The organism is Cronobacter sp. EKM101R (assembly GCF_963888145.1).
In the GTDB taxonomy this organism is placed as follows: Bacteria; Pseudomonadota; Gammaproteobacteria; order Enterobacterales; family Enterobacteriaceae; genus Cronobacter; species Cronobacter turicensis.
The window spans coordinates 162,878-177,258 of the sequence record NZ_CAWPHW010000012.1 but is presented as its reverse complement, the minus strand read 5'-3'; the positions used below and the strand labels follow the sequence as shown (position 1 = coordinate 177,258).

The 14,381-nt window shown below is 61.7% G+C and carries 12 protein-coding genes; all 12 read right to left on the bottom strand.

Going from position 1 to position 14,381, the window contains the following annotated elements; translation table 11 throughout:
- Nucleotides 1–46 precede the first annotated feature (46 nt).
- On the bottom strand, nucleotides 47–2,194 hold the full coding sequence (gene fdhF, locus AACV31_RS09405) for a formate dehydrogenase subunit alpha (protein ID WP_165153748.1): 2,148 nt from the start codon (nucleotides 2,192–2,194) through the stop codon (nucleotides 47–49).
- Between the two features lie 158 nt (nucleotides 2,195–2,352).
- Complete coding sequence (locus AACV31_RS09400; protein WP_165153746.1) at nucleotides 2,353–3,375, bottom strand: HoxN/HupN/NixA family nickel/cobalt transporter; 1,023 nt, start codon at nucleotides 3,373–3,375, stop codon at nucleotides 2,353–2,355.
- On the bottom strand, nucleotides 3,369–5,615 hold the full coding sequence (hypF, locus tag AACV31_RS09395) for a carbamoyltransferase HypF (RefSeq protein ID WP_165153744.1): 2,247 nt from the start codon (nucleotides 5,613–5,615) through the stop codon (nucleotides 3,369–3,371). The genes AACV31_RS09400 and hypF overlap by 7 nt, the downstream gene beginning before the upstream one ends.
- Before the next feature lie 45 nt (nucleotides 5,616–5,660).
- Nucleotides 5,661–7,811: a formate dehydrogenase subunit alpha gene (fdhF, locus tag AACV31_RS09390; protein WP_165153742.1), complete on the bottom strand. Its 2,151-nt coding sequence runs from the start codon at nucleotides 7,809–7,811 to the stop codon at nucleotides 5,661–5,663.
- Between the two features lie 34 nt (nucleotides 7,812–7,845).
- Nucleotides 7,846–8,391, bottom strand: coding sequence for an electron transport protein HydN (gene hydN / locus AACV31_RS09385; RefSeq protein WP_007696973.1), 546 nt, complete (start codon nucleotides 8,389–8,391; stop codon nucleotides 7,846–7,848).
- Nucleotides 8,392–8,595: 204 nt separating this feature from the next.
- Nucleotides 8,596–8,817, bottom strand: coding sequence for a cell surface composition regulator GlgS (gene glgS / locus AACV31_RS09380; RefSeq protein ID WP_007760620.1), 222 nt, complete (start codon nucleotides 8,815–8,817; stop codon nucleotides 8,596–8,598).
- Nucleotides 8,818–9,322: 505 nt separating this feature from the next.
- Complete coding sequence (gene hycI, locus AACV31_RS09375; protein WP_165153740.1) at nucleotides 9,323–9,796, bottom strand: hydrogenase maturation peptidase HycI; 474 nt, start codon at nucleotides 9,794–9,796, stop codon at nucleotides 9,323–9,325.
- Nucleotides 9,789–10,196, bottom strand: a complete 408-nt coding sequence (locus AACV31_RS09370) for a formate hydrogenlyase maturation HycH family protein (protein WP_165153738.1) — start codon at nucleotides 10,194–10,196, stop codon at nucleotides 9,789–9,791. The genes hycI and AACV31_RS09370 overlap by 8 nt, the downstream gene beginning before the upstream one ends.
- A complete protein-coding gene (locus AACV31_RS09365) occupies nucleotides 10,193–10,960 on the bottom strand; it encodes an NADH-quinone oxidoreductase subunit B family protein (RefSeq protein ID WP_165153736.1) in 768 nt (255 codons plus the stop codon). Before AACV31_RS09365 ends, AACV31_RS09370 begins: the two co-directional genes overlap by 4 nt.
- On the bottom strand, nucleotides 10,957–11,499 hold the full coding sequence (locus AACV31_RS09360) for a formate hydrogenlyase complex iron-sulfur subunit (RefSeq protein ID WP_007760608.1): 543 nt from the start codon (nucleotides 11,497–11,499) through the stop codon (nucleotides 10,957–10,959). Before AACV31_RS09360 ends, AACV31_RS09365 begins: the two co-directional genes overlap by 4 nt.
- A 229-nt stretch (nucleotides 11,500–11,728) precedes the next feature.
- Nucleotides 11,729–13,438, bottom strand: coding sequence for a formate hydrogenlyase subunit HycE (gene hycE / locus AACV31_RS09355; RefSeq protein WP_105539308.1), 1,710 nt, complete (start codon nucleotides 13,436–13,438; stop codon nucleotides 11,729–11,731).
- Between the two features lie 15 nt (nucleotides 13,439–13,453).
- Nucleotides 13,454–14,380, bottom strand: a complete 927-nt coding sequence (locus AACV31_RS09350) for a respiratory chain complex I subunit 1 family protein (RefSeq protein WP_105581982.1) — start codon at nucleotides 14,378–14,380, stop codon at nucleotides 13,454–13,456.
- Between the last annotated feature and the right edge of the window lies 1 nt (nucleotide 14,381).

The window sequence follows — 14,381 nt, the reverse complement described above, 5'->3', positions numbered from 1 at the left end:
AGGCAAAAAAAATCCCCCTTGCGGGGGATTCGTTATGTCACGCTGATTACCCCTGCGCGGACTCCCGCAGCCGGGTCTTCAGGGCGGTGTACTCGTCAATCACATACTGCTCGGCGGCGCGCTGATCGGCTATCGGCTCGACACGCACGGCGCAGTACTTGTACTCCGGCGTTTTCGTGATCGGGCTTAGGTTCTCCGTCACCAGCTCGTTACAGGCGCCGATCCACCACTGGTACGTCATGTAGACCGCCCCTTTGTTCGGCCTGTCGCTCACCTGCGCGCGGGTGATCACTTTGCCTTTACGCGATACCACCCACACCAGCGCCTCGTCTTCAATGCCAAGGCGCTTTGCGTCAGCACTGTTGATTTGCGCATACCCCGGCTCATCCGCAAGCGCGGCCAGCGCGGCGCAGTTGCCGGTCATTGAGCGGCAGGAGTAGTGCCCGACTTCGCGCACCGTGGAGAGCACCAGCGGATACTCCTCGTTCACCCGGTCAAGCGGCGGCGCCCAGTCGCAGGTAAAGAACTGCCCGAGCCCGTTCGGCGTGGAAAATTCCGTCTCAAAGAGATAATCGGTGCCCTGATCGGCCTCGGATTCATCACGACACGGCCACTGAATATAGCCGAGCTCACCCATTTTCTCGTAGGTGGCGCCATAAAAATCGGGGCACAGCGCGCGCAGCTCATCCCAGATCTGTTTGGTGTTGTCGTAATGCATCGGATAGCCCATCCGGGTGGCGATTTCGCTGATGATCTGCCAGTCGGTTTTCAGATCCCACTTCGGCTCCACCGCTTTAAAGAAGCGCTGGAAGCCGCGGTCCGCCGCCGTGTAGACCCCTTCATGTTCGCCCCAGGAGGTGGAAGGCAAAATCACGTCCGCCGCCGAGGCGGTTTTAGTCATGAAGATGTCCTGCACAATCACCAGCTCCAGAGACGCAAATGCCTGGCGCACCGCCGAGAGTTCAGCATCAGTTTGCAGCGGATCTTCGCCCATGATGTAGGCGGCGCGCACTTCGCCATGCGCCACGCGGTGCGGCAACTCGCTGATGCGATAGCCGGTATGCGCAGGCAGCGACGCCACGCCCCACGCTTTGGCAAACTTCTCGCGGTGCTCCGGGAATTTCACGTACTGGTAGCCCGGATAGGTATCCGGCAGCGCGCCCATGTCGCACGCGCCCTGTACGTTATTCTGCCCGCGCACCGGGTTAACGCCCGCGCTCGGCTTGCCAAGATTACCCGTCAGCAGCGCGAGGCTGGTGAGTGAACGCACCGTCTCGACGCCCTGATAAAACTGCGTTACGCCCATGCCCCAGAGGATCGCCGCCCGTTCCGCGCGGGCGTACATTCGCGCCGCTTCGCGAATTTCACTGGCGCTGACGCCGGTGATGGCTTCCACCGACTCCGGCGTATAGCCCTCGACGATTTTGCAATACTCGTCAAACCCTTCGGTACGCGCCGACACAAAGGCGTGGTCCCAGAGATCCTCTTTGATAATGACGTGACCCATTGCATTCAGCAGCGCGATGTTGGAGCCGTTTTTTAGCGCCAGATGCATATCCGCAATTCGCGCGGTTTCGATTTTCCGCGGGTCGCAGACGATAATTTTCGCCCCGTTTTTCTTCGCTTTGATCACGCGATTAGCGACGATCGGATGCGAATCCGCCGGGTTGTACCCAAATACAAAGACTAAATCGGTATTTTCAATGCCAGTGATGGAGTTGCTCATGGCGCCGTTACCGACCGACTGGTGCAGACCTGCAACCGAGGGGCCGTGTCAGACGCGCGCGCAGCAATCGACGTTATTCGTGCCGATCGCCGCGCGGGCAAATTTTTGCATCACATAGTTGGTTTCATTGCCGGTGCCGCGCGAGGAGCCGGTGGTCATGATCGCATCCGGGCCATATTTCGCTTTAATGTCGCCAAGGCGTTGCGCCACATAATCCAGCGCCTCTTCCCAGGAGACAGATTCCAGCCGGCCGCCGCGCTCACGGCGGATCATCGGCGTTTTCAGGCGCGGGGTGAGGATCTGGGTATCGTTGATAAAATCCCAGCCGTAATAGCCCTTCAGGCATAAATCGCCCTGATTGGTTTTCCCCATTGCCGCTTCCGCCTTAACGACTTTGCCGTTATCGACGATCAGGTTGATTTTGCAACCCGACGCGCAATAGGGGCAAACCGTAACGACTTTTTTCATCGGTCATGCTCCAGAGTTAACTGCGTAAATAGTGGAGCGGATAATGCAGAAAGCGTGCCAGCTACCGGAAGGCGTGCTGCGCGCGGGTTGCGGAAGTAAAAGGTCTGTCGAGGACGCGCCTGTCGTCAAAAATGACGTGACGACAGGCGCGTGACGGCTCAGCGCGCAGGCAGCGCGTCGTAGCCTTTGAGGCGGTAATTTAGAATGGACAATGCCCAGCAGGCGATAAACAGGCCGACCACGATAAACCCGGCGTTGCCGAGATTGTCATTCACGCCAGCTACCAGATCCCAGAGGCCGCCGGAAAGTCCGAATTTATCCATCAGCAGCCCCAGCGCCTCCAGCCCGCCGATAAACAGCGCCACCACCACCGACGTGCCGGTAATGGTCATGTTGTAATAGAGTTTGCGCTGCGGCTTGCTGAAGGCCCAGCCATACGCGCCCACCATCACCAGGTTATCCAGCGTATCGATAAGCGCCATACCGCTGGTAAAGAGCGCCGGGAAAACCAGAATCGACCAGACCGACATCCCGTGGGACGCGCCCGCCGCCGAGATGCCCAGCACGCCTATCTCAGTTGCGGTGTCAAAGCCGAGCCCGAAGAGAAAACCGACCAGATACATATGCCAGCTTTTGCTCACCAGCCGAAAGGTGGCGCGAAACAGCCAGCTCATCGGCCCGCCTGCGGTCACGGTGTCTGCGCCATCATTCAGCGGCTCGCCGCGTTTAAGCCTGCTGAAGCTGCGCCCGATACCGCGCAGGATAACGAGATTCACCAGCGCCATCGCCAGCAGAAACACCGCCGAGACGGTGGTGCCAATGACCCCGCCGACGTCGTGAAACCAGGCCATATCTTCTTTTACCGCCGCGGCGGTCGCGGCAATGGCGACGGACGCCAGCACCACGATGCTGGAGTGGCCGAGCGAAAACCAGGCGCCGACGCCACACGGGCGTTTGCCCTGCTGCATCATTTTGCGTGTAACGTTATCAATGGCGGCGATATGGTCGGCGTCCACCGCGTGGCGCAGGCCGTAACCCCAGGCAAGCAGGCTCGCGGCCATCAGCGCGGGAGTGTCGTGAAACGCATAATACGCCCAGATCCAGGCGGCCAGGTTGGCAAGGCCGAGCGCGGCCACCAGGGCCAGCGCGCGGGGCGGGTAATTACGCAATTGAGTCAGCATGACGTCGTTCCTGTAAGTGATGAAAACGCGGCGGCGGCAATCGCCGCCTGGCCGAACGCCACCGCGCCGTCGCCTGCGGGCAACGTCTGCGGCAGCAGCAGCCGGAAATCGTGGAGATAAAACGCAAGCCGTTCGCGCAGAAGTTGGTTATGCAGCACTCCGCCGCCACAGGCGATGGTGTGGATGCCGCGCGCGCTGGCGTGACGGCGCGCCAGCGCGGCCAGCCCGCTGGCGAGCGCATCGTGAAAGGCCCAGGCGCGGCCACCCACCGGCGCCTCGAACGCCAGCAGACTGCCCCAGAAGGCGGGCATATCAAACCCATCGCCATTAAGTGACAACGTCACTGAATGCTGTACCGGGCCGTGGCGCATCGCCAGCGCCTCCAGGCGGCAGGCCGCCTCGCCTTCATAGCTTTGCGCATCAGGCGCCACGCCAAGCATCGCCACCACGGCATCAAACAACCGCCCTGTCGATGACGCGAGCGGCGCATTAATGCCGCGCGCCATCGCGCGCGTGAGCGGCGCCCAGGGTTTATCAAGGAGAGCGGCGGCCTGCGGGAGCATCTGCCACTGCGGCACAAACGCCTGCCAGTGCGCGAGCCAGTTACGCCACGGCTGACGCGCCGCGAGGTCACCGCCCGGCAGCGCCACCGCAGGCAGGCCGCCGAGCCGCTCGCAGCGGGCGTAATCCACCAGCAAACACTCGCCGCCCCACAGCGCGCCGCCCTCGCCCATGCCGATGCCGTCGAGCGCCAGCGCAACCACAGGGCCGCCGTCGCGCGGCCAGCGGTGCTCCGCCAGGCACGCGGCAATGTGCGCATGGTGATGCAGGACGCGCGTCACCGGCAGCCCCATCGCCTCGCCAAGCGCACTGCTGCGATACCCGGCGTGCGCATCCACCACCACCTGCTGCGGGTGAAAATCGTAAATGTCGCGAAACAGCGCCAGCGCCGTGCGCCACTGCGCTTCGGTCTGCGCGTCGCTGAGATCGCCCAGATGCTGGCTCAGCACCGCCTCGCCGCCGCGCGCGAGGCAAAAGGTATTTTTAAGATCCGCCCCGAGGCAGAGCGTGGCGGGCATATTGGTAAAGCCCGGCGGCAGCGGAATAGCATCCGGCACAAAGCCGCGCGCCCGGCGCAGCATCTCGCCGCAGGATCGCATCACCGAATCATCCATCCGTTGCAGGATGTCGCGGTTATGCAGCAAAAAGCCGTCGGCAATCTCCCCAAGCTGCGAGAGCGCCTGCGCGTTGGTGAGCGCGGGCGGTTCGCCGTTGCGGTTGCCGGAAGTCATCACCAACGGACGCCCGACGCCCTGCATCAGCAGGTGTTGCAGCGGGTTCGCGGGCAGCATCACGCCGGTTTCGTTAAGCCCTGGCGCGATAGCCTCGCACAGCGGCGGCAGGTGCGCGTTATTCACCAGCACAATCGGGGCGGCGGGCGTGGTCAGTTGCGCGCGGGCGTCATCCGGCAGCCCGGCGGCGTCCGTCAGCATCACCGCCAGCGGTTTTGCCGGGCGATGTTTGCGGGCTCGCAGGCGCGCCACGGCGTCAGGGTTTTGCGCATCGCAGGCGAGATGAAACCCGCCGATGCCTTTGATGGCGACGATCAGGCCTGCGTTAAGCGCGGCGATGGCGGCCTCAAGCGCCGCCTCTTTGTGTGCCGCGCGCTCGCCGCTCACCCAGCTCAGCTGCGGGCCGCACGTCGGGCAGGCCACGGGCTGCGCGTGAAAGCGCCGGTCGGCCGGATCGCGGTATTGCGCGTCGCACGGCGCGCAGAGCGGAAAGCCCGCCATCGCGGTGTTGGGCCGATCGTAGGGCATGGCGTGGATAATGGTGAAGCGCGGGCCGCAATGGGTGCAGTTGATAAACGGGTAGCGCCAGCGGGGGTCTGCGGGATCGTTGAGTTCGCGCAGGCATTGCGGGCAGGTGGCGGCGTCCGGGGTGATTTGCGTGCGCATCGCCCCGCCGCCGCTTTCCCGTATCGAAAATTGCTCAGGCCGTCGCGGCCAGCGAAACGGCGCGGCGCTGACGCTGTCGATACGCGCGAGCGGCGGGCAGTGCTGCCAGAGCGCGGCGATAAACGCGCCTTCGCCACCGGTCAGGCGCACTTCCACCCCTGCGCCGTCATTACAGACGTCACCGGTGAGCGTTAATTGCTGCGCCAGTTGCCAGACGAAGGGGCGAAAACCGACCCCCTGCACCCGGCCCTGAATGCGTAAAATCGTACCGTTAAGGTTCATCGTCTCGTTGAAAACGCGCGGGCGCGAGGCCCGCGCAAGGCTGAGCTATACCGCAGCGGCGTCGCGCAGGCGCGCCTTCATGCTGGTATAGGTGGTCTGGACATAGGCTTCGGCATCGCGCTGATCGGCAATAGCCTCGACATTCACCGCGCAATATTTGGTTTCCGGCGTTTTGGAAACCGGGTCGAGATTGTCCTGGGTGAGCTCGTTGCACGCGCCGATCCACCACTGGTAGGTCATGTAGACCGCGCCGGGGTTGATGCGCTCGCTGACATCGGCACGGCTGATAACCCGCCCGCGACGGGAGGTAACCCACACCAGCTGGCCGTCCCGCACGCCGAGGCGATCCGCGTCCTGCGGGTGCATCTGCACGCGGCCCGGCTCGTCGGCGAGCGTTTGCAGCGCCGCGCAGTTGCCGGTCATCGAGCGGCAGGAGTAGTGTCCTACTTCGCGCACGGTACAGAGCACCAGCGGATAGTCGGCGTCCGGCTGTTCCGCCGGGGCGCGCCACGGGGCGGCGAAAAGCTGGCCTTTGCCGGTCGGCGTGTCGAAATGATTCCCGGCATAGAGATACGGCGTGCCGGGGTGATCCAGCGTCGGGCATGGCCACTGTACATGTCCCATGTCGCCCATTTTCTGATACGTCACGCCGTAAAAGAGCGGGCAGAGCTCACGCATTTCGTCCCAGATCTGCTGGTTGTTGTCGTAATGCATCGGGTAGCCCATCGCGGTGGCGATAAGGCTGATGATCTCCCAGTCGCGTTTGACGTTGTATTTAGGTTCCACCGCCGCCTCGAAGCGCTGGAAGCCGCGGTCGGCGCAGGTAAAGACGCCGCCATGTTCGCCCCAGGAGGTGGCCGGTAGCAGAACGTCCGCCACTTCGGCGGTTTTGGTCATAAAGATGTCCTGCACCACCACGAAATCGAGCGCGTCGAAGCCCTGACGGACCAGGCCGAGATCGGCTTCGGTCTGGAGCGGATCTTCGCCCATGATGTAGTAGGCTTTGACTTTGCCTTCGAGCGCCAGGTGCGGCACCTCGGTGATGCGCACGCCGATTTTATCGTCCATTACCGCCGGGTCGATCCCCCAGGCGCGTGCGAATTTTTCGCGCACCGCCGCGTCTTCGACATCCTGATAGCCAGGGAACTGATTTGGCAGCACGCCCATGTCGCACGCGCCCTGCACATTATTCTGGCCGCGCACCGGGCCGACGCCGACATGCTCGCGCCCCAGATTGCCGGTGAGCAGCGCCAGGCTTGAGAGCCCTTTGACGACATCCACCGCCTGACCGAACTGCGTCACGCCCATGCCCCACATGATGGTGGCGGACGGCGCGGCGGCGAAGGTGCGCATCGCCTGGCGGATCTGCTGCGCGCTGACGCCGGTCAGATGCTCGACCGCTTCCGGCGCGTAATCTTTTACTGTCTCGCGGTACGCTTCCAGCCCTTCGGTGTAGCGCGCCACATACTCTTTGTCGTACAGCGCTTCTTCAAGCAGCACATAACCAAAGGCGTTCACCAGCGCCATGTTGCAGCCGTTATTGATTTGCAGATGCTGATCGGCGATGCGCGCGGTTTCGATTTTGCGCGGATCGCATACAATCACCTTCGCGCCGTTTTCTTTGGCTTTCAGCACATGACGAGCCACGATCGGGTGCGAATCGGCGCAGTTATAGCCAAACACCAGCAAGCATTTGGAGTTTTCAATATCGCCGATGGAGTTGCTCATCGCGCCGTTGCCCAGCGTCTGCTGAAGCCCCGCCACGGACGGGCCGTGACAGACGCGCGCGCAGCAGTCGACGTTATTGGTGTTGAGCACCGCGCGGGCGAATTTCTGCATCACGTAGTTGGTTTCATTGCCGGTGCCGCGCGAAGAGCCGGTGGTCATGATAGCGCGCGGGCCGTACTGCTCTTTAATCGCCGACAGACGCTCTGCGGTGTAGCGTATCGCCTCTTCCCAGGAGACCGCCTGAAGCGCGCCGCCTTTCTGGTAGCGGATCATGGGCTGGGTGAGGCGCGGCGTCAGAAGCTGGGTATCGTTAAGGAAATCCCAGCCGTAATAGCCTTTCAGGCAGAGCTGGTTCTGGTTGGTGACGCCTTCGGCGGCCTCGGCGCGAACGATTTTGTTGTTATCCACGACGAGCTTGAGTTTGCAACCCGCACCACAGTACGGACAGACGCTGGTGATTTTTTTCATCAGTAACAGACCTGTTAAAAGTGAAATCGGCGGCTTAAAAAGCCAGAGATGAGAGGCCATCGAGCGCGGCGCGGCGGCGGCGTTCGGCGCTGAGCGCTTCCAGGCGGTTACGATCGATGCAGACGATGGCGTTAGTCGGGCACGCCTCGATGCAGGCCGGGCCTTCGGCGCGGTGATGGCAGAGATCGCATTTGTTGGCCTCGGCTTTCTCGGCCAGCACGTTGAGGCCCGCGCCGCTGTTGCGTACCACCGGGCGCACCACGACTTCCATCGCGCCGTAAGGGCATGCCACGACGCAGGTTTTGCAGCCGATGCAGCGTTGCTGGTGGACGTGAACAAAATCGCCGTCGCGGCTGATAGCGCCGTTCGGGCAGACGCTGGCGCACGGCGCGTCTTCACACTGGCGGCACATGGTGGCGGTAGAAACATTCACGCCCTTGACGACATGAATGCGCGGCAGAAAGGTTTGCGGGGTAAGCGCGGCGCAGTCCTGGTTTTCCTGGTGCGACACCACGCACGCTACCTCGCAGGTGCGGCATCCTATACATTTACTTGAATCAGCAATGATGAAGCGGTTCATCATGATCTCCGGCTGTGGGTTGAACCCACTCGTTAATACACGATCCATGCCAGAATTTAATTAACTGATTTTAAACGGTTTAATTTTTGAGAGGTATTTAACCGGAGGTGTCATCGACATTTATGACGATGAAAGTGACGGGTTTCAGGCAACAAAAAAGCGGGTCTGATTACCCGCTTCGTCGGTCGTACGTTTTTTACTGCGTTACGCGCACAGCTCCGTTTCACCGTGGGCGACGCTGAGAGTCAGTTGCAGCCCATGTTTACGGTAGTGATTGTAACGTTCGCGGAACCAGGCGGACTGCGCCTCGCTCATGTTGCCGGTCACGGCGTCAATATCGATACGGCGTCCTGCTACGTTCATACGAGCAAAGCTGCTCGCCAGAAAATCAAAGTTCTTGAACGAATAAATATCTTGTCTGTTCATCAGTTTCTCCCTCCACTGCTTCTACTGTATACGATGCAGAACCGCGCTTTTTTTATTCAGAGGATTCCTGGTGGATATCAGGCGGTTTCGGAAGGTTCCTGAAGGCGGGAGGCGTTGATTTATAAGGGTTGAGGTGATGAATGAGCCCGATAAAATTAAAGGTGGGTGCGCTTCGCTTATCCTTCTTGAAAGAAAAGCAACGCTAATGTGAATGGTTTTGCTCCGGCTAAAAAAAATCGTCCCAACGGGGCGATTTTCCGCCGGGAGCCGGGATTGCAAAGGGGGCGGCGGCGAGCCCCCTTTCCACGTTCGCGTGAGGAAAGCGCCCATATAAAGGCGGCATTATGGCGAACGGAACGTATTCACCGACCTGGTATATTTCCCTTTCCCCGGTATTTATCCAAAACGCAAATGGTGGGTGCGCGATGCTTACCCATCCTACAATTTTGGGGTAACACTTGACGTAGGGCGGGTAAGCGCAGCGCACCCGCCATCCCGACGACGGCTACACGCTCTCCTCCACCGCCAGCGCCGCAAACCCGCCGTGGCCGGTCCACTGCGCCAGACGGTCATACACGGTGTCGACCGCGCGTTTCACCGGGTCGGTCATCGGATAATAAAACCCCACGATATCGGGCTGGATGCCGAGAAAAATCACCTCGCCCACATCCTCGCGCAGCTGATCCACCAGATAATTCAGCGGCATGTTGTGGGTCGTCATCATAAACATCTCGGCGATATCCTCCGGGTCGATAATGCGGATCTCGCCAGGGTTAAGCCCCATCTCGGTGGCATCCACCAGCAACAGCCGCGCCGGGCGCAGTTCGCGAATAGCGCCGATATCATTCTCCGGCGCGCTGCCGCCGTCCACCAGCACCCAATCGCCCTGCGGCGCGGCGCGGAATTTTTCGGCGAGCAGCGGCCCTGCGCCGTCGTCGCCCATCATGCTGTTTCCGACACACAATAAAACGTCAGTCACGATCCCTCCTCACCATCACATAGACCGCCGGTTCACGCTGAATGGCCTGCAACAGCCCGAGCAACTCACGGCTCCACGTCTGCTGCTGCGCATTCTGGCGCGACAGCGCCTCGTCAAACGCGCGCGCCAGCAGCGAGACATGATTCTGGTCGATAACGATTTCCCCGTAGCGCGGCACGCCCTGCATTTTGCGTTGCGCCTCGCCGGGCGCGAGGGTGGCAATCCACGCCTCGTATGCCTCAAACGGGCAGACCAGCGACGCTTTCAGGCAGTCGATCACGCCCAGATGATGGCCTATTGCCAGGCTGTAGTAGATAACCTGCTGCGCCTGCGGCGGGGTGTCGTCGTTTTCATCGACGAACTTGCGCGAGAGGCGGCTGAACACCACGGTTTCGTTCATCCGATACGCTCCTGCGCCACCACCGCGTCAAGCTGCGCGACGATTTCACTCAGGCGCGGATCGTTCTCCTGCGACAGCCAGCCCGCCACGCTCTGCTCGCCTGCCGTCAGATGGCGCAGATAGTCATCGGCAATCTGACGCCCGTAGCGATATCCCGCCAGGCGGCGCGCGGCGCGATCGACACGCACGCGCAGCGGCTGCACCATCTCCGGGTGCAAAATGGCGGCAGGCTGGTTGTCCTCTTCGCCAGGCGCGCGGGCGTGGATTTTTTGCTCCAGCAGGCCGAGCGCCATCGCAAAGCCGTAGAGCGTTGCGGCGGGCGTCGGCGGGCAGCCGGGGATATAGACATCCACCGGAACGATTTTGTCGGTGCCGCCCCAGACGCAGTAGAGATCGTGAAAAATGCCGCCGCTGTTGCCGCACGCGCCGTAAGAGATGCAGATTTTCGGATCGGGCGCGGATTCCCAGGCGCGCAGCGCGGGCGAGCGCATGGCGCGGGTCACCGCGCCGGTAAACAGCAGAATGTCGGCGTGACGCGGCGACGGCACGACTTTGATGCCGAAGCGCTCGGCGTCAAAGAGCGGCGAGAGCGTGGCGAAAATTTCGATTTCGCAGCCGTTGCAGCCGCCGCAGTCGACGCGGTAGACATACGCCGAGCGCTTGATGTTTTTCAGTAGCGACGTTTTCATGCGCGCGATGGATTCTTCCACCGTCACGGGCACAGGAATGTTGTTGTCATCGCGTGGGCCAAGCAGGTTCATCACACCGCCTCCTTCATTTCGCGGGTCAGGTCGATAAGCTCTGAGGGCGCAAGGCCCTGCTGGCGTTTGCAGTCAGGACAGGTTTCAAAGCTCGCGCGGTGGCGCTCGGCGCGTTCATCGCCGTTGTGCGCCAGCAGCGCTATCGCGTAATCCACCTCTTTTTGTACCGCGAACGGCTGCTGGCAGACGCGGCAGCGGCAGAGCGCGAAGCTCGCCTGCTGGAGAAAATCCTCTTTACGCCAGACCGCCAGCTCATATTCAGGCGTCAGGCGAATGGCGGCCGTCGGGCAGACCTCTTCGCAGCGGCCGCAAAAGATGCAGCGGCCAAGATTGAACTGCCAGTCGAGGCGGTCGTGCTGAAGGTCGGTTTCGACCGTTAAGGCATTGGACGGGCAGGCGTTGATGCAGGCCGCGCAGCCGATACACTGCTGCGGATTGTGCTGCGGCTTGCCGCGAAAATTTTTATCGACCGGCATCGGTTGCAGCGGATAGGGCTGCGTCGCCACGCCGGTTTTTAAGGCTTTTTTGATAAAGGTAAACATGTTGTCTCCTGTCGCCTGCGCGACGGTTCTACCCGGCGGGCGCGCTGCCGCTTACCCGCCCTACGGTCACTTTGCGACGGTTTTATCCGACGGGTGCGCTGCCGCTTACCCGCCCTGGGGTCACTTTGCGACGGTTTTATCCGGCGGGTGCGCTGCCGCTTACCCGCCCTACGATCACATGCGCGGTATCCCGTAGGGTGGGTAAGCGAAGCGCACCCACCGCGGCCGTCTATTTCAGCGGCGAGTTTTTGCGCTCAATGCTGTAGCGCTCCAGCTCTTTGTACGGCACCACCTGGCTTTTCTTCTTGCGGACATCCACCACCGTCATACGATCGGTGCAGGAGTAGCACGGGTCGAGGCTGCCGATAATCAGCGGCGCGTCCGACACCGTATTGCCGCGCAGCATATAGCGCAGCGTCGGCCAGTTGGCGTAAGTCGCCGCGCGGCAGCGCCAGCGGTAGAGCTTCTGGTTGTCGCCGGTCATGCTCCAGTGAATGTCATCGCCGCGCGGCGCTTCGGAAAAACCGAGCGCGAAGCGGTTCGGGATATAGGTAAACCCTTCCACCAGCAGCGGCCCGCCGGGCAGGTTATCCAGCCCGAAGTCAATCATATTGAGCGCGGTGAACACCTCGTTGATGCGCACTTTCAGGCGAGAGATCACGTCGCACCCCTGCTCGCTGTGCACTTCCATCGGCAGCAGCCCGTAGCCCACAAACGGGTGATCGGCGCGGGTGTCGCGGGCGTGGCCGCTCGCGCGTACCATCGGTCCCACGTTACTGAAATCGCGGGCGATCTGCGGGTCGAGACGGCCAATGCCCGCCGTGCGCTGTTCGATATTCGGCGTGCTGAGCAGAATGCTCACCAGATCCTGCACCTCCCGGCGCATCTGCTGGGCCAGTTGACGGGTCTGGATCATGTCATCTTTCAGCAGATCGCGGCGAATGCCGCCAATCAGGTTCATGCCGTAGGTTTTGCGCGCGCCGGTCAGGATCTCCGCCATCTTCATGGACGTTTCGCGCACCCGGAAAAACTGCATAAAGCCGGAGTCGAAGCCGACAAAGTGACACGCCAGGCCGAGGTTCAGCAGGTGGCTGTGCAGCCGCTCGACTTCCAGCAAAATAGCGCGGATCGCCTGCGCGCGTTCCGGCACCTGAATGCCCATCGCGTTTTCCACCGACGTGGTATAGGCCGTACTGTGGGCAAAGCCGCAGATGCCGCAGACGCGGTCGGAGAGAAACGTCACTTCGTTGTAGCCCATGCGGGTTTCGGCGAGTTTCTCCATGCCGCGGTGGACGTAAAAGAGCCGGTAGTCGGCGTCGATGATGTTTTCACCATCCACGAACAGCCGGAAGTGGCCCGGCTCGTCGGAGGTGACATGCAGCGGGCCGATGGGCACCACATTATTTTTGGCGTCGCCCAGTTCGTTGATAAATTCGTAGGTCTCTTTATCACTGGTCGGCGCCGGGCGCTGGCGGTAATCCATGCTGTCTTTGCGCAGCGGATACAGGTCGTCCGGCCAGTCATCCGGCAGCACCAGGCGACGCTCATCCGGCAGGCCGACCGGAACCAAACCATACATATCGCGAACTTCGCGCTCGCCCCACACGGCGGCGGGCACGCGCGGCGTCACGGACGGGAACTCCGGTTTATTCGCATCCACCTCGACCCGCACCGTTATCCAGCACTTCACCCCCTGCTCCATCGAGAGCACGTAGTAGACCGCATAGCTGCCGCAGAGCTTGCGCTCGTCGTTGCCGAACAGCACCGACAGCCAGCCGCCCTGCTGGTAGTAAAGAAACTCCACCACTTCCGGCAGATAATTGATTTTCACCGTGACCGTCAGCTGGTCTTTGGTTTGCCAGGCTTCATCGAGCACCACGCCGGGAAACGCCTCATGCAGCGCGCGCAGATAATGTTGCCCTGTTTTTTCTTCAGACATTGTTCAGTTCTCTTATCACGCCGCCAGCAAGGAGACGAAAGCTAAAAAGGCCAGGCCGAAACCGGTCCAGGTGACGCGCGACACGGCGTTAAAGCGCAGACGCGCCATGCTGTTTTCAAAGAGCGCGATGATAAGCACGCCCACCAGCAGTTTGACGACGGCCAACGCCAGGGCTATCGCCATGCCGCTCAGACTGAAAGTCAGCATCTGGCCCCAGGGCACAAATACGCCGACGAACATTTGCAGCACCACCAGTTGTTTGAGGCTGATGCCCCATTTCAGCAGCGCAAAGCCCGCGCCGCTGTACTCCGACAGCGGGCCTTCCTGTAACTCCTGCTCCGCTTCGGCGAGATCGAACGGCAGCTTGCCCATTTCGATAAACGTGGCGAAGGCGCAGGCGGCGAGCGCCAGCACCAGCGTCAGGCTGTGCGCGACGGGCCAGTCATAAACTCGCGCGGCGATCAGGCTGATGTGCGTTGAACCCGCCACCGTCGCCGCGACCCACAGGCCGAGCAGCAGAATCGGCTCCACCAGTACGCCCAGCATCGCCTCGCGGCTTGCGCCGATCCCGGTGAACGGGCTGCCGGTATCAAGCCCGGCAATCGCGAAAAAGAAGCGCGCGATAGCGAAGAGGTAGAGAAGCGTAATGAGATCGCCCGCGCCCGGCAGCGGCGAGCGGACGGTGACGACCGGCAGCGCGGCGGCGATGGTGAACATGACGGCCAGCATGGCGTAAGGCGTGAACCGGAACACCCAGCCGGACGCCGCGGGCGCCACGCTCTGGCGGCCCAGCAGTTTCAGCAGATCGCGATACTCCTGCAACACGCCGGGACCGCGACGGTTATGCAGGCGCGCGCGCGCCACGCGGGTGACGCCCGAGAGCAGCGGCGCGCAGGCAAAGAGCGCCAGCGCCTGTAAAAGAGGGAAAATCAGGTTTTGCATC